This window comes from Geminicoccus sp., from assembly GCF_035556675.1.
Taxonomy (GTDB): Bacteria; Pseudomonadota; Alphaproteobacteria; order Geminicoccales; family Geminicoccaceae; genus Geminicoccus.
The window spans coordinates 1-26,638 of record NZ_DATMFZ010000237.1 but is presented as its reverse complement, the minus strand read 5'-3'; the positions used below and the strand labels follow the sequence as shown (position 1 = coordinate 26,638).

Below are 26,638 nucleotides of genomic sequence, written 5' to 3'. Positions count from 1 at the left end.
TGCCGATGCCCTGGCAAAAGCCGCCGCCGCGCTCGGGTCGGTGGGCATTGGCGGCATCGTCACCAACATCCCGCTGCTGGACGCCATCCTGCGCCAGCCCGACTTCCAGGCGCAGCGGATCGACACGCTCTGGCTGGAGCGTGTCCTGCCGGATCTGGAGCGTGACCCGCAACCCTCGGCCGAGGAACTGGCCATCGCCGCGGCAGCCCGGGTGGCCGCCAGGCAGCACGATTCGGCTGACCCCTGGTTCCAGGGCGTACCCTGGCGCCCCAACCTTCCGGCCGAGGAAACGGTGCGCTTCAGGGCCGGCACGGTCCGGGTCCGGCACCTGCAGGACGGCGTCGAGGTGCAGGCCGGTGACACGATCCGGCGGTTTCGGCTATTCTGGACCGATCTGCCCGGCGAGGTCGCGATCGAGGCCGACGGCCATCGTCGCCGCATGAAAATACGAAACGAACCCGAGAGCGTCGTGCTGGTGGAACGAGGCGTGCGGCTGCGCCTTGAGGACAATGCCAACGCGACGTCGGAAACGATCGACGAGGCGGTGGTCCGTGCCCCCCTGCCGGGCCGGGTGGTGCAGGTACGAGCCGAGGTCGGGATGGAAGTCGAGAAGGGCCAGCTGCTGGCGGTGCTGGACGCCATGAAGATGGAGCACCGGCTCCTGGCCCCCTGCGCCGGCCGGGTGGCCCAGGTGGCGGTCGCCGAGGGCGACCGGGTCGCGGCCGGGCAGATCCTGGTGGAGCTGGCGCCGTGAGCCCCGATCCGCTGGCAGGTGTGCCGCCCGAGGTCCGGATCGTCGAGGTCGGCCCGCGCGACGGGCTGCAGAACGAGGCCCGCCTGCTGAGCGTCGAGCAGCGCATCGCCATGATCCGCGGCCTGGCCGGCGCCGGCCTCTCCACGATCGAGGCCGGCGCCTTCGTCCGCTTCGACCTGGTCCCCGCCATGGCCGGCAGCGACGCGGTGCTGGAGGGGCTGCGTGACCTGGAACATGTGCGGCTGCCGGTCCTGGTGCCGAACCGGCGCGGCCTGCGCAGCGCAATCGATGCCGGTGCCCGCGAGGTGGCGGTGTTCGCCGCGGCCAGCGAGACCTTCTCGCTGCGCAATGGCGGTGCCGGGATCGAGGCGACGCTCGCCCGGATCGACGAGGTCGCCGCCAAGGCCAAGGGTGCTGGCCTGAGCCTGCGCGGCTACCTGTCCTGCGTGGCCGGCTGCCCGTTCGAGGGCGAGGTGCCGGTGGCGCGCGTGGTGGAGGTCGCCGAGGCGCTGGCCGGCATGGGCTGCCAGGAGATCTCGCTGGGCGACACGATCGGCGTCGGCACGCCCGCCCGGATCGCGGAGGTGGTGCGGGCCTGTGCTGCCAGCGTCGGGATCGACCGGCTGGCGATCCATGCCCACGACACGATGGGCCAGGCGCTGGCCAACGTATTGACCGCCCTGGAGCTGGGCGTGCGGACCGTGGACAGCAGCGTGGCCGGCCTGGGCGGCTGCCCGTTCGCCCCGGGGGCCGCCGGCAACCTCGCGACGGAGGACCTGGTCTACCTGCTGGACGGGCTGGGTGTGCGCCACGGCGTCGACTTCGACCGGCTGGCCGCGGTCGGCGAGACCGTCACGGCCCTGCTCGGCCGGGACGGCAGCAGCCGGGCCGCCGCCGGCCATCGCCGCCGCAAGGGCAGGGCCGCCTGACGCCGGGCAGCCATTGTGCACCGGCTCCGACTGGCGTCCAATCGGCGTGGAACCTGCCTGCGGAGATGCCGTGATGGCGCTGACGCCGATCCTGACCGAGCTGCCGCCGATCGATCCGTCGCCGCTGCGCGAGGCGATCCGCACCGCCTATCACGAGGACGAGGACGCGGCCGCCGCCCGCCTCCTTTCCCGGGTCTCGTTCACGCCGGAGCGCCGCCAGCGCATCACCGCCCAGGCCCGCGCCATGGCCGAGAAGCTGCGCAAGGACGCGGTGGCGGCCGGCGGGGTCGAGGCGTTCATGCACGCCTATGCGCTGGACACCGAGGAGGGCGTGGCCCTGATGTGCCTGGCCGAGGCCCTGCTGCGCGTGCCGGACGTCGAGACCGCCGACCTCCTGATCCGCGACAAGATCGGCGACACCGACTGGCAGAAGAAGGTCGCCGCGTCCGACAGCTTCCTGATCAACGCCTCGACCTATGGCCTGATGCTGACCGGCCGGCTGCTCAGCCTGGAGGACAGCGGCCAGGGTTTCGTCCACCGGGTCTCCCGCATGGTCGGGCGGCTGGGCGAGCCCGTGATCCGCGAGGCGCTGAAGCAGGCCATGAAGGTGCTGGGCCACCAGTTCGTGCTGGGCCAGACCATCGACCAGGCGGTCGGCCGGGCGAAGTCGGCCGAGCGCCAGGGCTATCTCTATTCCTACGACATGCTGGGCGAGGCCGCCCGCACCGACGAGGACGCCAAACGCTACCTCGCCAGCTACCTCCACGCCCTGGAGCGGGTGGCGGCGGGTGCTGTACCCCAGCCCGACCTGTTCCGCCGCCCCTCCCTCTCGATCAAGCTGTCCGCCCTGCATCCGCGCTACGAGTACGCCCAGCACGGCCGGATCATGGCCGAGCTCCTGCCGCGCCTGGCCAGCCTCCTGGAGCGCGCCCGCCAGCTCGACGTGGCCGTCACCATCGACGCCGAGGAGAGCGACCGGCTGGAGCCCTCGCTCGACCTCCTGGAGCAGCTCGCCGCCTCGGAGACCATGCGCGGCTGGAACGGGCTGGGCCTGGCGGTGCAGGCCTACCAGAAGCGCGCCATCCACGTGATCCCGTGGCTGGCCGACCTCGCCAGCCGCACCTCGCGGCGGATCCCGGTACGCCTGGTCAAGGGCGCCTACTGGGACGGGGAGGTGAAGAAGGCCCAGACCATGGGCTATGCCGACTATCCGGTGTTCACCCGCAAGGTCACGACCGACGTCTCCTATCTGGCCTGCGCAAGAGAGCTGTTCGCCGGCGGCGACGCCTTCTACCCGATGTTCGCCACCCACAACGCCCAGACGCTGGCCGCCATCCTGGAGCTCGCCGGCAACAATCGCGGCTTCGAGTTCCAGAAGCTGCACGGCATGGGCGACACGCTCTATGGCGACCTGGTCAAGGCCGAGCGCCTGCCGGTCCCCTGCCGGGTCTACGCCCCGGTCGGCAGCCACAAGGACCTGCTGCCCTACCTCGTCCGCCGCCTCCTGGAGAACGGCGCCAATTCCAGCTTCGTCCACCAGGTCGTCGACCGCCGGGCATCGCTGGACGCACTGATCGCCGATCCGGTCGAGCGCCTGCGCGGCTTCGCCAGCAAGCGCCACCCGGCCATCCCGCGCCCGGCCGAGATCTACGGCGTAGAGCGGCGCAACAGCGAGGGCGTCGACCTGTCAGATCCGAAGGCGCTGGCCGAGCTGGCACGCCGGCTGGCGAGCCTGCCCGCTGCCCGGGCAACCCCGGGCGTCGAAAGCCGGGAGCCGCCCCGCCCGGTCTTTGACCCGGCCGACCGGCGCCGCGAGGTTGGCAGCGTGGTGTTCGCCGATGCCGAGGCGGCCGAGCGCGCCATGGCGCTGGCCCATCGCGGCCAGCCTGCCTGGGAGCGCCGCCCGGTCGAGGAGCGCGCAGCATTGCTGGACCGCGGCGCCGACCTGTTCGAGCGGCACCTGGCTGAGCTGGTGGGCTTGTGCGTGCGCGAAGCCGGCAAGACCGTGCTGGACGCGGTGGCCGACGTGCGCGAGGCGGTCGACTTCCTGCGCTACTATGCGGCCGAGGCCCGCCGGCTGCTGGGCCGGCCGGTCGAGCTGCCGGGTCCCACCGGCGAGCGCAACCTCCTGACCCTCCACCCACGCGGCGTGTTCGTGACCATCGCGCCCTGGAACTTCCCGGTCGCGATCTTCGTGGGCCAGCTCGCCGCCGCCCTGGTCGCCGGCAACAGCGTGGTCGCCAAGCCCGCCGAGGCGACCTCGCTCACCGGTCAGCTCTGCTGCGACCTGCTGCACCGGGCCGGCATCCCGGCCGATGCGCTGGTGTTCCTGCCGGGCGAGGGCGGGGTGGTCGGCAAGGTCCTGGTGACCGACCCCCGCTGCGCCGGTGTGGCGTTCACCGGCTCGACCGCCACCGCGTTCTCGATCAACCGCGCCATGGCCGCGACCGACCAGCCCCTGCGCCCGCTGATCGCCGAGACCGGCGGGATGAACGCCGTGGTGGTGGACAGCTCCGCCCTGCTGGAGGCGGTGGTGCAGGACACGCTGGACAGCGCGTTCCGCTCGGCCGGCCAGCGCTGCTCCGCCCAGCGCGTCCTGTTCGTCCAGGACGAGATCGCCGACCGCGCCATCGAGATGCTGACCGGTGCCATGGCCGAGCTGGCCGTGGGCGATCCCGGCCGGCTCGGCACCGATGTCGGCCCGGTGATCGATGGCAAGGCCAGGGACAAGCTCATGGCCCATGCCGCCCGCATGGAGCGGGAAGGCCGGCTCCTCCACCGCGCGCGGCTGGACGAGGCCTGCGCGCATGGCACCTTCGTCCCGCCCATGGCCTTCGAGATCGACCGGATGTCGCGGCTGACCGAGGAGGTGTTCGGACCCATCCTCCACGTGGTGCGCTGGCAGGCCGGCCACCTCGACCGCGTGGTCGATGCCGTGGCCGCCACCGGCTACGGCCTGACCTTCGGCGTCCATTCCCGGATCGACGAGACCGTCGAAGCCCTGACCTCGCGGGTCAAGGCCGGCAACATCTACGTCAACCGCAACATCATCGGTGCCGTGGTGGGCACCCAGCCCTTCGGCGGCGAGGGCCTGTCCGGCACCGGCTTCAAGGCCGGCGGCCCCCACTATCTCCTGCGCTTCCTCACCGAGCGGACGCTGACGGTGAACACCGCCGCGGTCGGCGGCAACCTCCAGCTCATGGGCGCGCTCAAGGACGAAGCCTGACCGCGCCCATGGATCGACCTTCCCCTGCCAATCGGACCATCGTGATGACCCACGCGCGGCAGCCGCTGCCGAAGAGCCTCTATGCCGACACTGCCATTCCCGCCGTCGAGACGCCGCCGCTCTCAGGCGAGCGATCCGCCGACGTGGCGATCGTGGGCGGCGGGTTCACCGGCTTGTCGACGGCGCTGCACCTGGCCGAGAAGGGGATCAGGCCCATCGTGCTCGAGGCCAACGAGCCGGGCTGGGGCGCCTCGGGCCGCAATGGCGGGCAGGTGAACCCGGGCCTCTACCCTGACCCCTCCGGGATCCTGGCGGCATTCGGCCAGGAGCGCGGCCAGCGGGCGCTCTCGTTCAGCAGCGACGCGCCGAACGTCGTGTTCCGCCTGATCGAGCGCCAGCAGATCCAGTGCGAGGCGGCCCAGACCGGGACGCTCCGGGTGGCCTACAACCAGGAGGGGCTGGCCCGGGCGAAGGAGACCTTCGCGCAGCTCCAGGCCTCGGGCTCGCCCGTCATGTGGCGCGACGCCGACGCGCTGGCGGCGGCGACCGGCACGAACCGCTATGTCGGCGGCATGCTGTTCCCCCAGGGCGGCAAGGTGAACCCGCTGGGCTATGCGCGCGGCCTCGCCAAGGCGGCGATCAATCTGGGCGCCGTCGTCCATGGCGGCTCGCCGGCCACCAGGATCGAGCGGCAGGGCACCCGCTGGAAGGTGACCACGCCCGGCGGCAGCGTCACGGCCGACCGCCTGGTGCTCGCCACCAACGGCTACAGCGACGGGCTCTGGCCCGATCTCGCCAGGAGCATCGTGCCCCTGTTCAGCACCATCGCCGCCACCGAGCCCCTGCCGCCGGAGGTCGCCGCGGAGGTGATGCCGTCCGGCAGCGTGCTCTACGAGGCGGGCCACGTCACCGTGTACTACCGGCTGGATGCCGGCGGACGACTGCTGATGGGCGGCCGGGCAAGGCAGCGCCCGCTCGAGGACATCGCGGACGCGCGGCACCTGATCGACTATGCGCACCGGCTCTTCCCGCAGCTGAATGGCCGGCAATGGACCCACGCCTGGAACGGCCAGCTCGCCATCACGCCGGACTACTTCATCCACGTCCACGAGCCGGCAGAGAACGTGCATGTCTGCCTCGGCTACAATGGCCGCGGCGTGGCGATGGCGACCGCGATGGGCATGGCGCTGGCCGAGCGCGTCGCGGGCGGCCGGGCGGAGGATCTGCCGATCCCCGTGACCGGCATCAGGCCGATGCCGTTCCACGCCTTCTGGAAGACCGGCGTGGACCTCCGGATCCTCTATGGCCGCATCCGCGACCGGCTGGGCCTGTAGCGGCCCGCGGAACAGATGGCCGGGTCAGACGTGTCGCGCGCGGGAGCCTCGCCTCAGGGCCGCGCTTCCAGGATCATGTTGAATGGCGTTTCCGCAGCACGCCGTATCCGGGAGAATCCGCCTTCCGTCAGCACCTCGCGCAGCCGCCTCTCGCCGGCCTGGGCGCCCAGGGCCGCGCCGACCTCCTGGGCCAGCGAGGTCGGTACGCAGATCATGGTCGACGCCGAGTAGAACAGCCGTGAGACCGGGTTGAGATTGTCCTCCAGCCGGTCGCCGGCCATCGGCTCGACGATCATCCAGGTTCCGTCCGGCTTGAGCGACTGGCGGACATGGCGGGCGGCGCCCACCGGATCGCCCATGTCGTGCAGGCAGTCGAAGAACGTCACCAGATCATAGTCCTGCCCCGGATACTCCTTGGCGGCCGCCACCTCGAAGCGCAGCCGGTCGCCCAGGCCGTGCTCCTGCGCATGACCTCGCCCGGCCTCGATCGAACCAGCGTGGAAGTCGAATCCGACGAACTGCGCGTTCGGGAAGGCCTGCGCCATGAGCAGGGTCGAGATGCCGTGCCCGCAGCCGATATCGGCGACCTTGGCACCCTGCTCCAGCTTCGCGACCACGCCATCCAGCGCCGGCAGCCAGTCCTGCACGATGTGCGCCACGTATCCCGGCCGGAAGAACCGGGCCGTCGTGCAGAACAGGCAGGTGGACTGATCGCCCCAGGCGACACCGCTGCCCGTCCTGAAGGCGGCCTGCACCTGCGGCTGGTTGTCCAGCAGGACCGAGGCCACGTCGAATGCCGGCGCCAGGAAGAAGGGATTGTCCTCGTCGACGAACACCAGCGCCTGCTCCGGCGTCAGCGAGAACCGACCGGTGGCGGCGTCGTAGGCGACGTAGCCGGAAGCCGCCTGCGCGCTCAGCCACTCGCGGACATAGCGCTCGGCCGTGCCGGTACGGGCGGCAAGCTCGGCCGGGGTGGCGGGCCCGTCCTTCTCGAGGGCCGAGTAGAGGCCCATGCTGCTGCCCATGCGGACCAGCGCCACGCTCATGGCACCGCCCAGGTCGCCCAGCATCTTGCCCAGAAAGTCCTGAAGTCGGGCTTCGTCCACCTCCGCCATGTCGTGTTCCTCCACGATCGCCATCATGCGAGGGCATGAATGAGGACGGAGAGACTAACACGAACCGGTCGTGTCGTGCAGGATACGATGGGGTCAGGCGATCTCCGCCCGGAACGGGTGCGCCGGATAGACGCCCAGGATCTCGACCGAGTGGCTGAAGAAGCGCAGCTCCTCCAGCGCCAGCCGCAGGCTCTCGTGCCGCGGATGGCCCATCACGTCGGCATAGAACTGCGCCTGGGTGAACGAGCCGTCGATATAGCTCTCCAGCTTCACCATGTTCACCCCGCAGGTCGCGAACCCGCCCAGCGCCTTGTAGAGGGCCGCCGGCCGGTTGCGCACCGTGAAGGTGATGGTGGTCATCACGTCCGGCACGGTCTCGCCGGGATCCTGGGGCGTCCGAGAGAGCACCAGGAAGCGGGTGGTGTTGTGCTCGGCGTCCTCGATGTTCTCCGCCAGCGAGACGAGGCCGTAGAGCTCGCCCGCCAGCCTGGAGGCGATCGCCGCGCGCGTGGGATCGCCGGCCGCGGCCACGTCCTGCGCGGCGCCCGCCGTGTCGGCCACCACCACCGCCTGGAGATGGTGGCGGCGCAGGAAGCGGCGGCACTGGCCGACCGCGTGGACATGGCTCTCCACCGCGCGCAGCCCCTCGATGGTCGCACCCGGCAGGCCCAGCAGGTGATGGTTCACCCGCACGAAATGCTCGCCCACGATATGCAGCCCGCCGCGCGGCAGCAGGTGGTGCACGTCGGCGACCCGCCCGGCGACGGTGTTGTCGACCGGGATCATCGCCAGCCGCGCCGCACCCTCGCGCACCGCACCGAACGCGTCCTCGAACGAGTGGCAGGGCAGGGCTACCAGCTCGGGAAAGGCCTCCCGGCAGGCCAGGTGCGAATAGGCGCCGGGGCGTCCCTGGAACGCGATGGTGCGCTCGGGGCTGACGCCGGTAGGTTCGTGCGGCTCGGTCATCGGTCTTCGGTTCAGGGTCTGGCGAGGCTCAGGATCTGCCGCGCGCGGTCGAGGTCATAGGGCGTGTCCACGCCGAACGGAACCGTGTCCACGAGGCGCACGCCGATCGCCATGCCGTTCTCCAGCGCACGCAGCTGCTCCAGCCGCTCCCTGCGCTCCAGGGGCGAGGGCGGCAGGTCGGCGAAGCGCTCCAGTGCCGTGCGCTCGAACGCATAGATGCCGATATGGTGCAGGATCGGCCCGTCCCCGGACGGGCAGGTTGCGCGGGTGAAGTAGAGGGCCCGGCCGATCGTGGGCTCCGCGGGGTCGACCGAGACCACGGCCTTGACCACGTTCGGGTCGACCTTCTCGCGCGGGTCGTCCGTGGCACACGCCAGCGTCGCCATCGGCACGCCCAGCCGGTCGAGCGGCTCCAGCACCTGGGCCAGCACCTTGGGATCCAGGGTCGGCAGGTCGCCCTGCAGGTTGACGATCCGGTCGGCGCGCCGCTTTGGGTCGATCTCGCTCAAGGCCTGGCGGATCCGGTCGGTGCCGGACGGCAGGTCCGGATCGGTCAGCACCGCCTCGCCGCCCGCGGCACGCACCACCTCCGCGATCACCGGCTCGGCGCAGGCGACCACCACCCGGCCGATCGCCGCCTCGGTGGCGCGGCGCAGCACGTGGACGATCATCGGGGTGCCCGCGATGTCGGCGAGCGGCTTGTCCGGCAGGCGCGACGCCTTCATCCGCGCCGGGATCAGGACGAGGGTCTGGCTCAAGTGCGGGGCTCCATGGTTGGCCCGGAACGACACTGGATCGATCCGAAGTTTGCCGGCAACGGCTTGCGACGAAGCGGCGCGCCCGCTGGCCAACTTGACGGACCGCCGCCATGGTCGCTAGAGCCGCACGCGATCGGCGCGGCAGTTCGCATCGCCGACGGCCGTCGTCAGGACGGCGACCGATCGGAACGGAAAGGCTGGCTTCCTGATGGCATCCTCGCTCGAAAGCAACAAGCTCATGGCGGGCATTCTGACCGCCGGGATCATCGCCATGGGCGCGGGAGTCGTCTCCCGGATGATCTACAGTCCGACGATGCCCGAGGAGAATGCCTATCACGTGGCAGTAGAGGACACGACGGCCACGGCGCCCACCGAGGAGGCCGAGGAGCCGATCGCCGTCCGGCTGGCGTCCGCCAATGTCGAGGCCGGTGCCGCCTCGGCCAAGAAGTGCGCCGCCTGCCACACCTTCGACGCGGGCAACGAGAACAAGATCGGGCCCGGCCTCTACGACGTGTATGGCCGCCCTGGCGGCACCCATCCCGGCTTCAGCTATTCCGAGGCCATGGCCGCCCACAACGTGCCCTGGGATGCCGAGCAGCTCGACCATTTCCTGAAGTCGCCCAAGACCTACATCCCCGGCACGAAGATGGCCTTCGCCGGCATATCGAAGCCCAACGAGCGTGCCGACGTGATCGCCTATCTGCACTCGCTGAACCCGAACGCCCCGGCCCTGCCGACGGCCGAGGCAGCGCCCGCGGCCGAGGCGCCGGCCACCCCGGACGAGGCCACGCCGGACGCGGACAAGACCATCGAGGAGGCCCCGGCGCAGACGCCCGAGCAGGGCGGCTGAACCTTTCCTCCTGACGTGAGGGCAGCCCTTGAAGGGGCTGCCCGGCCATCCTGCCTTTCCTCTGGAGATCCGCGTGACCGGCGCGTCCACCAACGAGCTCCTGGATTTCGCCCACCAGCTCGCGGACGCCGCCGCCGAGGTCCAGCGACGCTGGTTCCGCGCCGAGCTCGAGATCGAGAGCAAGCTCGACGAGAGCCCGGTCACGATCGCCGACCGGGAAACCGAGCTCCTGATGCGCGAGATGATCCAGGCCCGGTTCCCGGACCACGGCATCTTCGGCGAGGAATACGGCAAGCAGGCGGTCGATGCCGAATATGTCTGGGTGCTGGATCCGATCGACGGCACCAAGTCGTTCATCTGCGGTCGTCCGCAGTTCGGCACGCTGATCGGCCTGGTCCGCCAGGGTCAGCCGCTGCTCGGGATCATCGACCAGTCGATCCTACGCGAGCGCTGGGTGGGCGTGCAGGGCGAGCCCGCCACCTTCAACGGCAAGCCGATCCGCACCCGCGCCTGTGCCGACCTGTCGGCAGCGGTGCTGGCCTCCTATTCCCGGCGGATGTTCCCCAAGGGCCCGCAGCGCGACGCGTTCGACGCGCTGGAGGAGCGGGTCTACCTGTCCCAGTTCAACACCGACTGCTACGGCTACGGCCTGCTGGCGGCGGGCTTCGTCGACCTGGTGGTGGAGCAGGACCTGTTCCCCTACGACTACCTGCCGATCCTGCCGATCCTGGCAGGCGCGGGTGCGACCGTCACCGACTGGAAGGGCCGGCCGGTGGGCATGGGCTCGCCCGGCCGGGTGATCGTCGCGGGCGACGCCCGGGTGCATGCCCAGGCGCTGGCCATGTTCCAGTCCCTGCCCGACTGAAGGCCGGCGCTGGCCCTGGGCCGGTCGCCGCACTAACCTTCCTCGCGTGGCTGCGACGGCGGCTTGCCAGAGGGAGAATGGACGGATGATGGATCGGCGGGGCTTCTCGAAGGCCGGCCTCGGTTTCCTGGGCGCATCGCTGGTTCCGCCGTTCAGGTTCGCCCGTGCCGCGGACGCGGTGCCCGCCCACGGCCTTTCGATGTACGGCGACCTGCACTACCCGCCGGGCTTCACCCATTTCGACTACGTCAATCCCGACGCACCCAAGGGCGGCAACCTCGTCCTGTCCGCGGTGGGCACCACCTTCGACACGCTGAACCCGTTCGTGCTGCGCGGCGTGCCGGCGGCCGGGGTGGGCCTCGTCTACCAGACCCTGGCCGAGAATTCGCAGGACGAGCCGTTCGCCGAGTACGGCCTGGTCGCCGAGACCATCGCCACGCCCGACGACCGCAGCTTCGTCGAGTATCGCCTGCGCGAGAACGCACGCTGGCATGACGGCCGCCCGATCACCGTCGACGACGTGGTGTTCAGCCTCGACATCCTGCGCAGCAAGGGCGCGCCGCTCTACCGGGTCTACTACGCCGACGTGGACCGTGCGGAGAAGATCGACGAGCAGCGCGTGCGCTTCCTGTTCAAGGGTGGCTTCAACCGCGAGCTGCCGCTGATCATGGGCCAGCTCCCGGTCCTGCCGGCCCACTGGTGGCAGGACCGCGACTTCGAGACGCCGTCGCTCGAGCCGCCGCTCGGCAGCGGCCCCTACCGGGTCGACCGGGTCGAGTCCGGCCGCTCGGTGAGCTACGCCCTGGTCGAGGACTGGTGGGCCGAGGACGTCCCGGTGATGAAGGGCCGCTACAATTACGGCCGGATCCGCTACGACTATTACCGCGACGCCAACATCGCGTTCGAGGCCTTCAAGGCCGGCGCGTTCGACTGGCAGGTGGAGAGCTCGGCCCAGCGCTGGGTCACCGGCTACGACATCCCGGCGGTGCGCCAGGGCCTCCTGATCAAGGAGGAGATCAAGCGCGACAGCGGCGGGGTCATGCAGGGCTTCTGGTTCAACCAGCGCCGCGACCAGTTCAAGGACCGGCGGGTGCGCGAGGCACTGGGCTACGCCTTCGACTTCGAGTGGGCGAACCGGACGCTGTTCTACGACCAGTACACCCGCTGCAACAGCTACTTCTCCGGCTCGTCGGTGTTCGCCGCGACGGGGCTGCCCGAAGGCGCCGAGCTCGCCCTGCTCGAGCCCTACCGGGACCAGCTGCCGCCGGAACTGTTCACGCAGGAGTTCACCCTGCCGGTCACCGACGGCAGCGGCAACAACCGGCCGCAACTGCGCCGGGCACTGGAACTGCTCAAGGAGGCGGGCTGGGAGGTAAGGGACCGGCGCATGGTCGAGGTGGCGACCGGCAAGCCGCTGCAGTTCGAGCTCCTGCTGGACAGCCCCCTGTTCGAGCGGATCGCCGGGCCGTTCGTGAAGAACCTGGAGCGGCTGGGCATCGCCGCCAGCGTGCGCACCGTCGATTCCGCGCAGTACCAGAACCGGGTCACCGCCTTCGACTACGACGTCATCGCCGAGATCATCGGCCAGAGCCTGTCGCCCGGCAACGAGCAGCGCGAGTACTGGGGCAGCCAGGCGGCCGTCCAGCAGGGCAGCCGCAACTATGCCGGCATCAGCGATCCGGTCGTGGACGCCATGATCGAGAAGGTGATCTACGCGAACAGCCGCGAGGAGCTGGAGACCGCGTGCCGGGCCATGGATCGCGTGCTGCTCTGGGGCTACCACCTGATCCCGCACTGGTACTCGATGTACGACCGCCTGGCCCGCTGGGACAAGTTCGGCCGGCCGGAGCAGATGCCGCGCTACAGCATCGACCTGTTCTCCTGGTGGATCGAGAACCAGCGCGCGACCAAGGTCGAGCAGGCCAAGTCCGAGCTGCCGGCGGACTGATCGCCCGGTGCTCGGCTACATCCTGCGGCGGCTCCTGCTGATCATCCCGACCCTGTTCGGGATCATGCTGATCAACTTCGCCATCATCCAGGCGGCACCCGGCGGGCCGATCGACCTGATCGTCGCCCAGCTCCAGGGCCAGAACGTCGATCCCACCGCCCGCTTCTCCGGGGGCGGGCAGGGCGAGACCAGCTCGCAGACGGGCAACGACCAGTCCCGCTCCGCGCGCGGCATCGACCCGGCCCTGCTGGCCGACCTCAACCGCCAGTTCGGCTTCGACCGGCCGGCGCACGAGCGCTTCCTCAAGATGCTGGGCGACTATCTGCGCTTCGACTTCGGCAACAGCTTCTTCCGCGGCCGCCCGGTCACCGAGCTGATCATCGAGAAGATGCCGGTCTCGATCTCGCTGGGCGTGTGGACCACGCTGATCACCTACCTGGTCTCGATCCCCCTGGGCATCCGCAAGGCAGTGAAGGACGGCACGCCGTTCGACATCTGGTCGAGCACGCTGGTCTCGATCGGCTACGCGATCCCGAGCTTCCTGTTCGCGGTGCTGCTGATCGTCCTGTTCGCCGGCGGCAGCTACCTCCAGTGGTTCCCCCTGCGGGGCCTCACCTCCGACGACTTCTACCGCATGACCTGGTGGCAGCAGATCCTGGACTATCTGTGGCACCTGGTCCTGCCGGTGACCGCCATGGTGATCGGCAGCTTCGCCTCGCTCACCCTGCTCACCAAGAACGGCTTCGTCGAGGAGCTGGGCAAGCAGTACGTGCTCACCGCCAGGGCCAAGGGTCTCGCAGAGCGGCGCGTCCTTTACGGCCACGTGTTCCGCAACGCCATGCTGATCGTGATCGCAGGCTTTCCCGCGGCACTGCTCTCGATGCTGTTCACCGGCGCCTTGCTGATCGAGATCATCTTCTCGCTCGATGGGCTGGGCCTGCTCAGCTACGAGGCGGCGATCAACCGCGACTACCCGATCATCTTCGCGACCCTCTACATCTTCACCCTGGTGGGCCTGCTGCTGCGCCTGTTCTCCGACCTGACCTATGTCCTGGTCGACCCGCGCATCGACTTCGCCAAGGTGCGGGTGTGAGGGCGCCGCCCGGGCAGCGCTGGCTGTCGCCCCTGAACCGGCGCCGGCTCGCCCAGTTCCGGGCCAACCGGCGGGGCTATGTCTCCTTCTGGCTGTTCCTCGTGGTGTTCGCGATCTCGCTCGGTGCCGACCTGATCGCCAACGACCGGCCGCTCCTGGTCCGCTATGACGGCCGGTTCTACTTCCCGACGGTCGTGTCCTATCCCGAGACCGAGTTCGGCGGCCTGTTCGAGACCGAGGCCGACTACAACGACCCGGCCGTGATCGAGCTGATCGAGGAGAAGGGCTGGATCCTGCAGGCCCCGGTCCCCTACCGCTACGATACCGTCGTGCTGGGCGTGGAGCGGGCACCTTCGCCGCCATCCCGGCAGAACTGGCTGGGCACCGACGACCAGTCCCGCGACGTGTTCGCCCGGATGCTCTACGGCCTGCGCCTGTCGATCCTGTTCGGCCTGACGCTCACCCTGTTGTCCTCCGCGATCGGCATCGCGGCCGGCGCGTTGCAGGGCTATTACGGCGGCGCCGTCGACCTGATCGGCCAGCGCCTGATCGAGATCTGGAGCGGGCTGCCGCTGCTCTACCTGCTGATCATCCTGGCGAGCTTCATCGTCCCGGGCTTCTGGACGCTGCTGATCATCATGCTGATGTTCTCCTGGATGACGCTGGTCGACATCGTCCGCGCCGAGTTCTACCGCGCCCGGACCCTCGACTATGTCCGCGCCGCCCGGGCACTGGGTGCCACCGACCTCACCGTGATGCGCCGGCACATCCTGCCCAACGCCATGGTGAGCTCGCTGGCGCTGCTGCCCTTCGTCCTGTCCGGCGCGCTGACCACGCTCACAGCATTGGACTTCCTGGGCTTCGGCCTGCCGCCCGGCTCGCCGTCGCTGGGCGAGCTCTTGGCGCAGGGCAAGAACAACCTCCAGGCCCCCTGGCTCGGCATCACCGGCTTCTTGGTGACCGCGGTGATCCTGACTTTGCTGATCTTCACCGGCGAGGCGGTCCGTGACGCCTTCGACCCGCGCAAGACGCTCGGGGACAGTGCCTGATGCCGCTTTTGGAGGTGCAGGACCTGGGCGTGCGCTTTCGCGGCAGCGAGGGCGAGGTGATCGCCGCGGACGGGGTGTCGTTCACCCTGGACCGGGGCGAGACCCTGGCACTGGTCGGCGAGAGCGGCTCGGGCAAGTCGGTGACCGCCCTCTCGATCCCGCAGCTCCTGCCCTATCCCAAGGCGTTCCACCCGGCGGGCTCGATCGTCCTGGACGGCCGGCAGATGATCGGCGCGCCCGAACCCGTGCTGCGCGCGCTGCGCGGCAAGCGGATCGGCATGATCTTCCAGGAGCCGCTCACCTCGCTCAACCCGCTGCACACGATCGAGCGGCAGATCGGCGAGGTCCTCCAGCTCCACGAGGGCCTGCGCGGGCAGGGGCTGCGCCAACGCATCCTGGAACTGCTCCACCAGGTGCGCATCCGCGATCCCGAATCCCGCCTGGGCAGCTACCCGCACCAGCTTTCCGGCGGCCAGCGCCAGCGGGTGATGATCGCGATCGCGATCGCCTGCCGGCCGGACCTGTTGATCGCCGACGAGCCCACCACCGCGCTCGACGTCACCGTCCAGGCGGCGATCCTGAAGCTGCTGCGCGAGCTGCAGGCCGAGATGGGCATGGCGATCCTGCTGGTCAGCCACGACCTCGCCGTGGTGCGCAAGGTGGCGCAGCGCGTCGCCGTGATGCGCCATGGCCGGATCGTCGAGCAGGGGCCGCTGGAGCAGGTCATGGAGCGGCCGCAGCATCCCTACACCCAGGAGCTGATGGCAGCCGAGCCCAAGGGCCCGCCGGCCGGCCGTGACCCGGCCGCCCCGATCCTGGTCGAGACGCCCGGCCTGAACGTCGCCTTCCCGCTGGGCGGCGGCTGGCTGCGCAAGCCGCGCGAGGTGATCCACGCGGTACGGGACGTCGCCCTGCGCATTCGGGCAGGCTCGACGCTGGGCGTGGTCGGAGAGAGCGGCTCGGGCAAGACGACCCTGGGCTTGGCCCTGCTCCGGCTGGTCGGCTCAACCGGCCCGATCGTGGTGGAAGGCGAGGCGATCGACCGCCTGCCGCGCGACGAGGTGCGCCGGCTGCGCCAGCGGCTCCAGATCGTGTTCCAGGATCCGTTCGGCTCGCTGAGCCCCAGGCTCAGCGTGGGCGAGATCGTGGGCGAGGGGCTGGACATCCACAGGCTCTGCCCGTCCGGCGACGCCCGGCGCGCCCGGGTCGCCCAGGCACTGGAGGAAGTGGGCCTGGATCCCGCCGCCATGGACCGCTACCCGCACGAGTTCTCCGGCGGCCAGCGCCAGCGGATCGGCATCGCCCGGGCCCTCGTGCTGGACCCGGCCTTCATCGTGCTGGACGAGCCGACCTCGGCCCTCGACGTGTCGATCCAGGTGCAGATCATCCAGCTCCTGAAGGGGCTCCAGGAGCGGCGCGGCCTGACCTTCATGTTCATCAGCCACGATCTGCGCGTGGTTCGCGCGATCGCGCACGAGGTCGTGGTGATGAAGGACGGCAAGATCGTGGAGGCCGGTCCCACCGAGCAGGTCATGACCCGCCCGACTGACTCCTATACCCAGGCTCTGCTGCGCGCCGCGGTCGATCTGGAGCCGGTCGACTAGCAGCCATGCGAAACGCTCATTCGGTGCACGTGGCGCTGCTGGCCGGCCACGTGGTCAGTGCCTGCTCGGCGACGGCCTCCAGCTTGTCGCGGCTGAAACCGGCCTTGGCCTGCACCGCCATGCCGTGCATGACGGCCATCACGAACGCCGCGAGGACATCGGGCCTGGCCGCCGCCGGCAGGTCGCCTTCGGCCCTGGCTCGCTCGAACCGTTCCCGAAGCTGCGCCTCGCCGGCTGCGCGGGCATCGATCAATGCCTGGCGCACCGGCTCGGCGTCATCCGTGCCCGCCAGGACCCCGTTGATGGCGAGGCAGCCAGTATGGCCGGGATAGCGGGTGTTAAGGTCGATCGCATTGTACAGGATGTGCGCGGCGACTTCCCTGGCCGTCGGCAGCTCCAGCGCTTCCGGGATGTAGCCGAGGTACCGCTCGTGGTAGCGGTCCAGCGCCCGGCGGAAGAGCGCTTCCTTGTTGCCGAACGCGGCGTAGAGAGCTGGCCGCTCGACGCCCGCTGCCTCGGTCAGGTCGGTATAGGAAGCGCCCTCGTAGCCCTTGCGCCAGAAGACGCACAGCACAGCGTCCAGCGCCTTCTCCACGTCGAACGCACGACGGCGGCCCATCAGCCCGATCCAGGTTTTTCGTAACGATCGTTAAATAAAGCGCTTGACCGCCCGCGTCCATCGTTCATATCACTCATTAACGTAATGATCGTTACGATAATGGCTCGGCCTCCTGCCGAAGCCTGGAACGGCGCCTCGCGCGCAGCTGAAAGGGATCTCCCATGTCGAACGTGCTGAAGGGCAAGGTCGCCCTGGTGACCGGGGGCTCCCGGGGCCTGGGTGCTGCAATCGCGGCAGCGCTGGCCGCCGATGGCGCCGATGTCGCGATCAGCTATGTCGCGTCCGCGGAGAAGGCGGAGGCAGTCGTCCAGGAGCTGCGGAAGACCGGCGTGCGCGCGGTCGCAATACGGAGCGACCAGGCCGATCCGTCGTCCGCGCCAGTCCTGATCGATACCGTCGTCGCCGAGTTCGGCAGGCTCGACATCCTCGTGAACAACGCGGCCATTGCCGTCCAGGGCCACCGGGTCGGCGATCCTGAAGCCGATACCGCCGAGCTCGACCGCCAGTGGCAGGTCAACGTGCTGGGGGCGGTGGCGACGACCCGCGCCGCCGCAGCGAAGCTGTCGGACGGCGGCCGGATCATCTTCATCGGTTCCGCGATCGCCACCCGAACCGCGTTCCCGGGTGCTGCGGACTACACGGGCACCAAGGCGGCGATCGCCGGCTACGCCAAGGGTGCTGGCCGTGACCTCGGCCCGCGCAACATCACCGTGAACGTCGTGCAGCCGGGCATCATGCCGACCGACATGGCGGCGGCTGCCGCCCACAACCTGCCGGAGGCGGTGATGGACCTCCACGCAATCCGCCGCATCGCGACGGTGGAGGAGGTGGCGGCGACCGTCTGCTTCCTCGCCGGCCCGAACGCCGGCTACATCAGCGGCGCCGTCCTGGACGTCGCCGGCGGGTACCAGATCTGAGCGCCGAAGCTCGGCACTCCTGCCTGAGCAACCGGAGGAAGCGACATGACTGAGAAGTTCGGCGCGACGTCGACCGCTGACGAAGTGCTCTCCGGCGTCGATCTGAAGGGAAAGCGCATTCTCGTCACGGGTGCCTCGACCGGCATCGGGCGGGAGACCGCCCGCTCACTGGCAGCGCATGGCACCAGCATCGTCGGTGCCGTAAGGAACCTCGCCAAGGCCGGGCCGGCCACGGCACCGGTCCGTGAGGCCGCGTCGCAGGGCGGCGGCAGCCTGGAGCTGATCGAGCTCGATCTGGCATCCCTGCAGAGCATCCGCGCCGGTGCGGGCCGGCTGCTGGCCGATGGCCGGGCGCTTGACGCCGTCATCGCCAATGCCGGCGTCATGGCGACGCCCTTTGGCCGGACGGCGGACGGCTTCGAAACCCAGTTCGGGACCAACCATCTCGGCCATTTCGCCCTGCTGGACCGGATCGCGCCGCTGCTCGCCAATGGCGGCCGACTGGTGGTGCTGTCGTCCCAGGCCCATCGCGTCGCCGATGTCAACCTGGACGATCCGAACTTCCAGGGGCAGCCCTACGACCCATGGGTCGCCTATGGCCGGTCCAAGACGGCCAACGCGCTCTTTGCCGTCAAGTTCGACCGGCGCCATCGCGACCGCGGCATCCGGGCCGCCTCGGTGATGCCTGGCAACAGCCTTACCGTTCTCCCCCGCCATCTCTCGCAGGACGACCTGCAGGGTCTTCTCCAGACGGTCGGCAAGGCGCGCGCCGAAGCGGGCCTTCCGCCGGCAGAGCTGAAGGAAATCCCGCAGGCGGCGGCCACGTGGGTCTGGGCCGCGGTCGTTGCCGACGGGGACGAGATCGGTGGGCGCTATCTCGAGGATTGCGCGGTGGCGCCGATCGACGACAGGCCCAACCCGTTCGCCGACGGCGTCAGGTCCTACGCGCTCGATGCCGCCAAGGCCGGTCGGCTTTGGGCGAAGAGCGAGGAACTGATCCGAGCCAAGTCGTGAACCAGGTCTGAGAGCAGATCCCGACCAGCCGGCCCACGGCCGCCACGTCCGCGGTTTGGCCGGTCATGACGCAGGGGCGGTCCGGCAGCGGGCCGAATGGCTTCGCTGCCGTCTCCGCCTCGTGCTATCCTGCATGATCGTTCCAGGCTCTCGGCCTGGTGCAGCCGGGGAGATCGTGTTTTGCACGAACGAACCCGAGAACCACAAAAAATCGTGATGCTAGAAATACTTAAGGTGGCAGCAAGACTTGCGGATCAGCAGGGATCCGCAAGTCTTGGCTCCTTCAGTGGTTGCGGCGCGGCGTGCCGTAGGTCTCGATGACCTTGAGATAGAGGGTCGCCGGCTCCATGCAGGCGCCGGTCGAGAGCTGGCCCACCGTCTGGCGATACAGCTCCTGCCAGGGCGTCTGGGAGGGCGGCATCTTCGGCGGGTTGGCCTCCCATGCGCGGCGCCGCTCGGCCATCTCCTCGGCCGAGATCAGGACGTCCAGCCGGCTCTGGTTCATGTCCAGCCGCACCTTGTCGTTGGTGCGGATGAGCGCGAGGTTGCCACCCACTGCCGATTCCGGCGAGGCGTTCAGGATCGACGGGCTGTCCGCGGTGCCGGACTGGCGGCCGTCGCCGATGGTCGGCAGGGCCCGGATGCCCTTCTTCATCAGCTTGGTCGGCGGCCGCATGTTCACCACCTCGGCGGCACCCGGATAGCCCACCGGGCCGCAGTTGCGGATGAACAGGAAGCAGTCCTCGTCGATGTCCAGGCTCTCGTCGTCGATCCGGTCGTGATAGTCTTCCGGCCCTTCGAACACGATCGCCCGGCCCTCGAACACGCCGGGGCTGGCCGGGTTCTCCAGGTACTTTGCCCGGAACTCGGGGCTGACCACCGAGGTCTTCATCACCGCCGAATCGAAGATGTTGCCCGACATGATCACGAAGCCCGCCTCCGGCATGAGCGGCTCCTCGTAGGGCTTGATCACCCGGCGGTCCTGCGAGAACGGCACCTTCTCGTGGTTCTCGCCCATGGTCTTGCCGGTGACCGTCAGCACGTCGGTGTGGAAGCGGCCGACCTTGATCAGTTCCTTGATCACCGCCGGCACGCCGCCCGCCCGGAAGAACTCCTCGCCCAGGAATTCACCGGCCGGCTGCATGTTGACCAGCAGCGGGACGTCCTTGGAGAGTTCCCAGTCCTTGATGTCGAGCTCGACACCCATGTGCCGCGCCACCGCGATCACGTGGGGCGGGCAGTTGGTGGAGCAGCCGGCCGCCGCCGCCACCATGATCGCGTTCTCGAACGCCTTGCGGGTCAACACCTTGGAGGGCTTCAGGTCCTCGTGGACCATCTCCACGATCCGGCTGCCGGTCTCGTAGGCCATCTGGCCGCGCTCGCGATAAGGCCCGGGAATGGCCGAGCAGCCGGTGAGCGACATGCCGAGCGCCTCGGCCATGGCGTTCATCGAGGACGCGGTGCCCATCGTGTTGCAATGGCCGACCGAGGGCGCCGAGGCGCAGGTCATGTCCATGAACTCGTCGACGCTGATCTCGCCCTTGGCCAGCATCTGCCGGGCATGCCAGACGACCATGCCCGAGCCGGCGAGCTTGCCGTTGTACCAGCCGTTCAGCATCGGCCCGCCCGAGAGCACGATCGCCGGCAGATCGACGGTGGCGGCACCCATCAGCATGGAGCCCACGGTCTTGTCGCAGCCGGTGGTCAGCACCACCCCATCCAGCGGATAGCCGTAGAGCACCTCGACCAGGGTCAGGTACTGGAGGTTGCGGTCGAGCATCGCGGTCGGCCGCTTGCCGGTCTCCTGGACCGGATGGACCGGGAACTCCAGCGGGATGCCACCGGCATCGCGGATGCCGTCCCGCACCCGCGAGGCCAGCTCGACATGATGGCGGTTGCAGGGTGCGATGTCGGAGCCGGTCTGGGCGATGCCGATGATCGGCTTGCCGGACTGCAGCTCGCGACGGGTCAGGCCGAAGTTCAGATAGCGCTCCAGGTAGAGCGCGGTCATGTCCGGCTCTTTATAGTCGTCCCACCAGTCCTGGCTGCGCAGCCGCCGCTTGGGACCACTCATTTCGACCATCTCCCGGATCTGAGGTGCACCGCCGGGGTTGTGGCCGATGGGCGGCAGCTGTGCAACGGGAAGTACGATCATTCCAGACTGTAGGGCCCCGATCCGAGGCCGGCTGTGGAAGGAGCGCTGCCATGCAGGCGCTGCATTCTCCGGCGGGCCTTTGCCGCTGTTCGCGATCGGCCAGACCCGTTATATCGCCGCAACTTCAGATCACGGCCGGAGAATGGGCATGTCCAGCGGCACCTCGCTGCGTCTGCGCGAAGCACTCACCTTCGACGACGTGCTGCTGGAGCCGGGCCTGTCCGAGGTCCTGCCGAACACGGTCGACGTGCGCACCAAGATCGCACCGGACATCGAGCTGGGCATCCCGCTGCTCTCGGCGGCGATGGACACGGTGACCGAGGCGCCGATGGCGATCACCATGGCCCAGCTGGGCGGGCTCGGCATCATCCACAAGAACCTCGAGATCGAGGACCAGGCCAACCAGGTCCGCCAGGTCAAGAAGTTCGAGGCCGGCATGGTCGTCAACCCGATGACGGTAACGCCCCAGACCATGCTGTCCGAGGCGCTGGCCATCATGGAGCGCCACGGCATCTCCGGCCTGCCGGTCGTCGACGGCCCGGCCGGGCGGCTGGTCGGCATCCTGACCAACCGCGACGTCCGCTTCGCCAAGATGACCGACAAGCCGGTCTCCGAGCTGATGACCGCGAAGGACCTGGTGACCGTGCACGAGGGCTTCGAGCGCGGCGAGGCGCTGGAGCTGCTGCACCGGTTCCGGATCGAGAAGCTGCTCGTGGTCGACGAGGCCTACCGGCTGAAGGGCCTGATCACCGTCAAGGACATCGAGAAGGCGCAGAAATATCCGAACGCGACCAAGGACGTGCAGGGCCGGCTGCGGGTCGGTGCCGCCACCGGGGTGGGCGAGGCCGGGCTGGCCCGCGCCGAAGCGCTGATCGATGCCGGCGTCGACGTGCTGGTAGTGGATACCGCACACGGCCATTCCCGCGGCGTGCTGGACGGGGTGAGCGCCATCCGCAAGCTATCCAACGCAGTCCGCGTGATCGCCGGCAACATCGCCACGGCCGATGGCGCCAAGGCGCTGATCGATGCTGGCGCCGATGCGGTCAAGGTCGGTATCGGGCCGGGCTCGATCTGCACGACCCGGGTGGTGGCGGGTGTGGGCGTGCCGCAGCTCACTGCGGTGCTGGATGCCGCCGAGGCCTGCGCGGCCAAGGGTGTCCCGGTAATCGCCGATGGCGGCATCCGCGCCTCCGGCGACCTGGCCAAGGCGATAGCGGCCGGTGCCGATGCCGCGATGATCGGCTCGATGTTCGCCGGCACCGATGAGAGCCCGGGCGAGGTCCTGCTCTACCAGGGTCGCTCCTACAAGGCCTATCGCGGCATGGGCTCGCTGGGTGCCATGGCACGCGGCTCGGCCGACCGTTATTTCCAGGCCGAGGTCCGCGAGACGCTGAAGCTGGTCCCGGAAGGCATCGAGGGCCGGGTGCCGTACCGGGGCCCGGTCGGCAACGTGATCCACCAGCTGGTGGGTGGTCTGCGCGCCGCGATGGGCTATACCGGCCAGCCGGACCTGCCGTCGATGCGCCGCAATGCGCGCTTCGTGCGCATCACCAATGCCGGCCTGCGCGAAAGCCATGTCCATGACGTGGCGATCACCCGGGAGGCGCCGAACTACCGCCAGGAATGGTGATGCCGCCGGGTATGGCCGGCGCAACCTTTTCTTTACGGATGAGGGGCTAGGGTTCCTTCCGAGGCCGCGATGCATGGGCGGCCGCCGGGATGATCCGTGTGCCGCTCGATACCGCGATCTCGCTCATGCTGCTGGCAGCCTTCGTCGCCGTGATCGGCGGCAGCTGCCTGCTCGCCTCCCTGATCGTCAGACCGGCACCCGGGGTGCCGGCCATGGCGGCGGGCGCGGCCCCGCCATCGCCCGGGCCGCTTCCGTCCGGAGCGCCGGACGAGGCGGACAGCGGCCGGGTGGCCGGGCTCGTGGCGACCGATGCGGACGGCCGGATCGTCGACACCGACCAGATGGCCAGGCGCATGCTCGGCCGGTCCGCCCATGGCGAGCTTCTGGCGGACTTCCTGCCGGACCTGGCCGGTGCCGACGGCACGTTGCGCCTGCATGTCCATGAGGGCCGGCTCCTGGGCCCGGACGGCGGAGCCGGTCATGTCGACCTGATGGTGGTGCCCAGGCCGCACTCGGGCTGGCTGGTCGCGATCCGGGACGCCGGCCCGCGCCACCAGCGCCTGAACCGCCTGGAGCAGATGGCGCTGCACGACCCGCTGACCGGCCTGCCCAACCGCGTGCTGTTCGCCGACCGGGCGGAGCAGGCGATGGCATTGGCCGAGCGCCGCGGCGAATCCTGCGCGATCCTCATGCTCGACCTCGACCGGTTCAAGCAGGTCAACGACACGCTCGGCCACGATATCGGCGACCTCCTGCTGCGCGCGGTGGCGCCCAGGCTCGCCGAGCCGTTGCGCCGTACCGACACGCTGGCACGCCTGGGTGGTGACGAGTTCGCCGTGCTCCTGCCGCCGCCCACCAGTGCCGACGAGGCGGTCGAGGTGGCGCGCCGGCTGGTGCAGGCGATGCACCCCCAGTTCCTGATCGAGGGCTTCTCCCTGGGTCTGGGTGTGAGCATCGGCATCGCGCTGCGGCCGCGCCACGGCAACGAGCTCGATGCTCTGCTGCGCTCGGCGGACGAGGCCATGTATGCGGCCAAGCGCGACGTGCTGGGCTATGTGCTGGCCGGCCAGCCCCAGGATCTGGGGGTGATCCGGCGCCCGGCATTGCGCACCGACCTGGAGCGCGCCATCGAGGCGGAGGGAGAACTCACCATCCATTTCCAGCCGAAGATCGAGGCAGCGAGCCGCAGCGTGGCCGGTTTCGAGGGGCTCCTGCGCTGGGACCACCCGATCTATGGCCGGCTGCATCCCGACATGTTCCTACCGGTCGCGGAACGCGCCCGGCTCATGGGGCCGCTCACCCGGTTCGTGCTGGACGAGTGCCTGAAGCGGCAGCGCGAATGGCGCGCGCACGGCTACCGGCTGGAGGTGGCGGTCAACTTGGCGAACTTCTGGCTGCGCGACGACCAGCTGATCGACCATGTCCACCAGGCCCTGACCAGCTGGGGCGCCGCACCGGCCGAGCTCACGCTCGACGTCACCGAGGGCTCGATCATGGCTGATCCGGAGCGCAGCCGGTTGCAGCTGCAGCGGCTGCGCGAGCTGGGCTGCCGGGTCGCGATGGACGATTTCGGCACGGGCTATTCCTCGCTCACCCACCTGCAGCGCCTGCCGCTCGACGAGATCAAGGTCCACCGCAGCTTCGTGGCACCTCTGGAGGAAGCCGACGGGCCGGCCCGGGTGGTCCTGCGCTCGATCGTCGGAATCGCGCACGGGCTGGGGCTGGTGACGACGGCGGAGGGCGTGGAGAGCGAACAGGTCGCGCGCTCGGTGGCGGAACTCGGCTGCGAGCGGCTCCAGGGCTACCTGATCGCAGCACCCATGGGAGCGGAGGAGGCGCTCGCCTGGCTGCAACGCTGGGCGCCGGGGGTGACCCGGGCGGCAGCGTGAGCGCGGACTGGGGCGTGAGGGAGAGCTGGCGCGGAGCCGGGCCGCCCCTTCAGGCCGCCAGGGCCGGGTGATCCGCCAGCACCTGACGGACGAACGGGTCGGCGCTGTCGGGCTCGGGGCAGCCGGTCATCCACTCCGGGCACTGGGCCAGGCAGCTGGCCTTGTGCTCCCGGCGCCAAGCCAGCGGGCACCAGTCGCTGCTGCCGGCCGGCAGGACCGAATCGAACGCGCTGAAATAGCGGGCCGGCACGTTCCGGCCATCCAGGAGCCGGATCCTGGCAGTGGCGGCGCCGTACTCGCCTTCCTCGAACCAGTGCAGGCGCACGAGGTCGCGTGGCGACGGCGCGTGCAGGGCCAGGCCCGCCGCGAGATGACCGGGCGCATCGATCAGGCGCGGATAGGTGAAGCCCGGGACGGCGACCCGGCGGACGCCATGGAGGATCGCCGGGAACAGCTCGTCATCGGTGACCTCGCGGTCGACCACCCGAGCGAGCACGTCCCGGTCCATCAGCGTGCCGTAGAAGAAGAACCAGTCCGGCAATGTCCAACCCTCGTCCGCCGACGGTGAGCCCCAGCCGCACCCGGCGCGGGTTCCTGCAGCTAGGGATGCCTTTCTCGCATGTCCAGACCCGTGCCGGTGCTAAGTCAATCCGCAGGCTGTCATGACCGGCCGTCGGCCAGCCACTTCCCCGCAGGATCCCGCGTCCCTGGCAGCCTACGGCCGGCTTTGCTCGTCATGCCGGTCGATCTTGGCCACCACGAGCGAAGGAAGAACGACAGGTCAGGCGGTGGCAGCATGGCCCTGGCCGCCCCAGACAGCCACTCGGCTCGTTCGCCGCCTGGAATCACTCCAATGCCAGCAGGGCGGCGACCCGGTCGGCCAGGGCCGGGCTGGCGGTGAGGCCCGGGCTCTCGATCCCCAGCAGATTGACCAGGCCGGGGATGCCGTGATCGTCCGGCCCCTGGATCAGGAAATCCTCGGTGACCGAGCCGGCCGGGGAGAGTTTTGGCCGGATGCCGGCATAGCCCGGCTCCAGGGCACCCGCGGGCAGGCCCGGCCAGTAGCGGCGGATCGCGTCGTAGAACACCTCAGCGCGGCGCGGATCGACCGTGTAATCGATCGATTCAACCCATTCCGTGTCCGGCCCGAACCGGGCGCGCCCGCCCAGGTCGAGCGTGACATGGACGCCCAGACCGGCCTTTTCCGGCATCGGGTAGATCAGGGTGGAAAACGGCGAGCGGCCGGTCAGGACGTAATAGCTGCCCTTGCACAGGTAACCCTGGCGCTGGCTGCCGCCGGGCAGGCCCGCCGTCTGACGGGTCAGGGCCGGGGCATCCAGTCCGGCACAGTTCACCACGATCTTGGCCTGCAGCGCCATCGGCTCCTGCCCGCCGGTCTCGACCACGATCCCGTCCGCCGTCGCCTCCAGCCGGGTCACCGGCGTCTCGAAGCACAGAACCGCGCCATGGTTCTCGGCATCGCCCTGATAAGCCAGCATCAGGCCGTGGCTGTCGATGATCCCGGTGGTTGGCGACCAGAGCGCAGCGGTGGCCTTGAGCTGCGGCTCCTGGTCCATCGCCTGGCGGCCGGACCGCCATTCCAGCGCCACGCCGTTGGCGGCTGCCTTGGCGTGGAGCTCGTGCAGCTTGGCCTCTTCCGCGGCATTGGTCGCCACGATCAGCTTGCCGCAGCGCCGGTGCGGAACGCCGCGCTCCTCGCAGTAGCGGTACAGGAAGCGGTTGCCCGCGACGCAGGCGAGGGCCTTCAGGCTGCCGGTCGGGTAGTAGATGCCGGCATGGATGACCTCGCTGTTGCGCGAGCTGGTCTCGGTGCCGATCGCATCGGCCTTCTCCAGCACCAGGACCTCGCGGCCGGCCATGGCGAGCCTGCGGGCGACCGCGAGGCCGACCACGCCCGCACCG

At 69.7% G+C, this 26,638-nt stretch carries 22 protein-coding genes; 14 read left to right on the top strand and 8 right to left on the bottom strand.

What is annotated here, in order from left to right:
• The 4 genes from VNS22_RS16985 to VNS22_RS16970 all read left to right on the top strand — a co-directional run.
• Positions 1-754: biotin/lipoyl-binding protein (locus VNS22_RS16985; RefSeq protein WP_325734479.1), on the top strand; the 754-nt coding region annotated here is incomplete at its 5' end.
• Positions 751-1,683, top strand: coding sequence for a hydroxymethylglutaryl-CoA lyase (locus VNS22_RS16980; RefSeq protein ID WP_325734477.1), 933 nt, complete (start codon positions 751-753; stop codon positions 1,681-1,683). The genes VNS22_RS16985 and VNS22_RS16980, both read left to right, overlap by 4 nt.
• A gap of 73 nt (positions 1,684-1,756) precedes the next feature.
• Positions 1,757-4,909 (top strand): bifunctional proline dehydrogenase/L-glutamate gamma-semialdehyde dehydrogenase PutA, encoded by a 3,153-nt coding sequence (putA, locus tag VNS22_RS16975; protein ID WP_325734476.1) that lies wholly within the window; start codon positions 1,757-1,759, stop codon positions 4,907-4,909.
• A gap of 44 nt (positions 4,910-4,953) precedes the next feature.
• Positions 4,954-6,243, top strand: coding sequence for an FAD-binding oxidoreductase (locus VNS22_RS16970; protein WP_325734475.1), 1,290 nt, complete (start codon positions 4,954-4,956; stop codon positions 6,241-6,243).
• 53 nt (positions 6,244-6,296) lie between these two features.
• Here the strand turns inward: VNS22_RS16970 and VNS22_RS16965 are convergent, their stop codons facing one another.
• The 4 genes from VNS22_RS16965 to VNS22_RS16950 all read right to left on the bottom strand — a co-directional run bounded on the left by VNS22_RS16965 (position 6,297) and on the right by VNS22_RS16950 (position 9,355).
• Positions 6,297-7,358 (bottom strand): class I SAM-dependent methyltransferase, encoded by a 1,062-nt coding sequence (locus tag VNS22_RS16965; protein ID WP_325734474.1) that lies wholly within the window; start codon positions 7,356-7,358, stop codon positions 6,297-6,299.
• Positions 7,359-7,451: 93 nt separating this feature from the next.
• Positions 7,452-8,324 carry a prephenate dehydratase gene (locus VNS22_RS16960; protein ID WP_325734472.1) on the bottom strand — a complete coding sequence of 291 codons (873 nt, stop codon included), beginning with the start codon at positions 8,322-8,324 and terminating at the stop codon, positions 7,452-7,454.
• Positions 8,325-8,335: 11 nt separating this feature from the next.
• Positions 8,336-9,082, bottom strand: coding sequence for a 3-deoxy-manno-octulosonate cytidylyltransferase (locus tag VNS22_RS16955; RefSeq protein WP_325734470.1), 747 nt, complete (start codon positions 9,080-9,082; stop codon positions 8,336-8,338).
• Positions 9,083-9,199: 117 nt separating this feature from the next.
• A complete protein-coding gene (locus VNS22_RS16950; RefSeq protein WP_325734468.1) occupies positions 9,200-9,355 on the bottom strand; it encodes a hypothetical protein in 156 nt (51 codons plus the stop codon).
• 22 nt (positions 9,356-9,377) lie between these two features.
• Between VNS22_RS16950 and VNS22_RS16945 the strand changes: the two genes are divergently transcribed.
• The 6 genes from VNS22_RS16945 to VNS22_RS16920 all read left to right on the top strand — a co-directional run bounded on the left by VNS22_RS16945 (position 9,378) and on the right by VNS22_RS16920 (position 16,491).
• Positions 9,378-9,932, top strand: a complete 555-nt coding sequence (locus tag VNS22_RS16945) for a cytochrome c family protein (RefSeq protein ID WP_325734466.1) — start codon at positions 9,378-9,380, stop codon at positions 9,930-9,932.
• A 73-nt stretch (positions 9,933-10,005) separates the two neighbouring features.
• Positions 10,006-10,797, top strand: a complete 792-nt coding sequence (hisN, locus tag VNS22_RS16940) for a histidinol-phosphatase (protein ID WP_325734464.1) — start codon at positions 10,006-10,008, stop codon at positions 10,795-10,797.
• An 85-nt stretch (positions 10,798-10,882) separates the two neighbouring features.
• Positions 10,883-12,745 (top strand): extracellular solute-binding protein, encoded by a 1,863-nt coding sequence (locus tag VNS22_RS16935; RefSeq protein ID WP_325734462.1) that lies wholly within the window; start codon positions 10,883-10,885, stop codon positions 12,743-12,745.
• A gap of 7 nt (positions 12,746-12,752) precedes the next feature.
• Positions 12,753-13,838, top strand: coding sequence for a microcin C ABC transporter permease YejB (locus tag VNS22_RS16930; RefSeq protein ID WP_325734460.1), 1,086 nt, complete (start codon positions 12,753-12,755; stop codon positions 13,836-13,838).
• Positions 13,835-14,887 (top strand): ABC transporter permease, encoded by a 1,053-nt coding sequence (locus VNS22_RS16925; RefSeq protein ID WP_325734458.1) that lies wholly within the window; start codon positions 13,835-13,837, stop codon positions 14,885-14,887. The genes VNS22_RS16930 and VNS22_RS16925 overlap by 4 nt, the downstream gene beginning before the upstream one ends.
• Entirely contained in the window at positions 14,887-16,491 is a 1,605-nt protein-coding gene (locus VNS22_RS16920) for an ABC transporter ATP-binding protein (protein ID WP_325734457.1), read from the top strand. The genes VNS22_RS16925 and VNS22_RS16920 overlap by 1 nt, the downstream gene beginning before the upstream one ends.
• A 16-nt stretch (positions 16,492-16,507) precedes the next feature.
• On the opposite strand, the gene VNS22_RS16915 is transcribed toward VNS22_RS16920, so the two are convergent.
• Positions 16,508-17,110: a TetR/AcrR family transcriptional regulator gene (locus VNS22_RS16915; protein ID WP_325734456.1), complete on the bottom strand. Its 603-nt coding sequence runs from the start codon at positions 17,108-17,110 to the stop codon at positions 16,508-16,510.
• A 161-nt stretch (positions 17,111-17,271) separates the two neighbouring features.
• Here VNS22_RS16915 and VNS22_RS16910 point away from each other — a divergent pair, with 161 nt between their 5' ends.
• Together VNS22_RS16910 and VNS22_RS16905 are read left to right on the top strand one after the other, a co-directional pair.
• A complete protein-coding gene (locus VNS22_RS16910; protein ID WP_325734454.1) occupies positions 17,272-18,027 on the top strand; it encodes an SDR family NAD(P)-dependent oxidoreductase in 756 nt (251 codons plus the stop codon).
• A 45-nt stretch (positions 18,028-18,072) separates the two neighbouring features.
• On the top strand, positions 18,073-19,041 hold the full coding sequence (locus VNS22_RS16905) for an SDR family NAD(P)-dependent oxidoreductase (protein WP_325734452.1): 969 nt from the start codon (positions 18,073-18,075) through the stop codon (positions 19,039-19,041).
• Positions 19,042-19,324: 283 nt separating this feature from the next.
• Here VNS22_RS16905 and VNS22_RS16900 read toward each other — a convergent pair whose 3' ends face one another.
• Positions 19,325-21,115, bottom strand: a complete 1,791-nt coding sequence (locus tag VNS22_RS16900; RefSeq protein WP_325734450.1) for an IlvD/Edd family dehydratase — start codon at positions 21,113-21,115, stop codon at positions 19,325-19,327.
• Positions 21,116-21,338: 223 nt separating this feature from the next.
• Here VNS22_RS16900 and guaB point away from each other — a divergent pair, with 223 nt between their 5' ends.
• Both guaB and VNS22_RS16890 read left to right on the top strand, forming a co-directional pair.
• On the top strand, positions 21,339-22,826 hold the full coding sequence (guaB, locus tag VNS22_RS16895; RefSeq protein WP_349261820.1) for an IMP dehydrogenase: 1,488 nt from the start codon (positions 21,339-21,341) through the stop codon (positions 22,824-22,826).
• Between the two features lie 89 nt (positions 22,827-22,915).
• Positions 22,916-24,715 carry a putative bifunctional diguanylate cyclase/phosphodiesterase gene (locus VNS22_RS16890; protein WP_325734446.1) on the top strand — a complete coding sequence of 600 codons (1,800 nt, stop codon included), beginning with the start codon at positions 22,916-22,918 and terminating at the stop codon, positions 24,713-24,715.
• Between the two features lie 49 nt (positions 24,716-24,764).
• On the opposite strand, the gene VNS22_RS16885 is transcribed toward VNS22_RS16890, so the two are convergent.
• Entirely contained in the window at positions 24,765-25,256 is a 492-nt protein-coding gene (locus VNS22_RS16885) for a gamma-glutamylcyclotransferase family protein (RefSeq protein WP_325734444.1), read from the bottom strand.
• A 304-nt stretch (positions 25,257-25,560) separates the two neighbouring features.
• Positions 25,561-26,638: NAD(P)/FAD-dependent oxidoreductase (locus VNS22_RS16880; protein WP_325734442.1), on the bottom strand; the 1,078-nt coding region annotated here is incomplete at its 5' end.

Coding starts and splice junctions, on each gene's coding strand:
- VNS22_RS16945 (WP_325734466.1), top strand. CDS start 9,378: ATGATCTACAGTCCGACGATGCCCGAGGAGAATGCCTATCACGTGGCA.
- putA (WP_325734476.1), top strand. CDS start 1,757: ATGGCGCTGACGCCGATCCTGACCGAGCTGCCGCCGATCGATCCGTCG.
- VNS22_RS16950 (WP_325734468.1), bottom strand. CDS start 9,355: ATGGCGATGATCCCGGCGGTCAGAATGCCCGCCATGAGCTTGTTGCTT.
- VNS22_RS16960 (WP_325734472.1), bottom strand. CDS start 8,324: ATGACCGAGCCGCACGAACCTACCGGCGTCAGCCCCGAGCGCACCATC.
- VNS22_RS16920 (WP_325734457.1), top strand. CDS start 14,887: ATGCCGCTTTTGGAGGTGCAGGACCTGGGCGTGCGCTTTCGCGGCAGC.
- VNS22_RS16935 (WP_325734462.1), top strand. CDS start 10,883: ATGATGGATCGGCGGGGCTTCTCGAAGGCCGGCCTCGGTTTCCTGGGC.
- VNS22_RS16890 (WP_325734446.1), top strand. CDS start 22,916: ATGATCCGTGTGCCGCTCGATACCGCGATCTCGCTCATGCTGCTGGCA.
- VNS22_RS16915 (WP_325734456.1), bottom strand. CDS start 17,110: ATGGGCCGCCGTCGTGCGTTCGACGTGGAGAAGGCGCTGGACGCTGTG.
- VNS22_RS16900 (WP_325734450.1), bottom strand. CDS start 21,115: ATGAGTGGTCCCAAGCGGCGGCTGCGCAGCCAGGACTGGTGGGACGAC.
- VNS22_RS16965 (WP_325734474.1), bottom strand. CDS start 7,358: ATGGCGGAGGTGGACGAAGCCCGACTTCAGGACTTTCTGGGCAAGATG.
- VNS22_RS16970 (WP_325734475.1), top strand. CDS start 4,954: ATGACCCACGCGCGGCAGCCGCTGCCGAAGAGCCTCTATGCCGACACT.
- VNS22_RS16910 (WP_325734454.1), top strand. CDS start 17,272: ATGTCGAACGTGCTGAAGGGCAAGGTCGCCCTGGTGACCGGGGGCTCC.
- guaB (WP_349261820.1), top strand. CDS start 21,339: ATGGGCATGTCCAGCGGCACCTCGCTGCGTCTGCGCGAAGCACTCACC.
- VNS22_RS16905 (WP_325734452.1), top strand. CDS start 18,073: ATGACTGAGAAGTTCGGCGCGACGTCGACCGCTGACGAAGTGCTCTCC.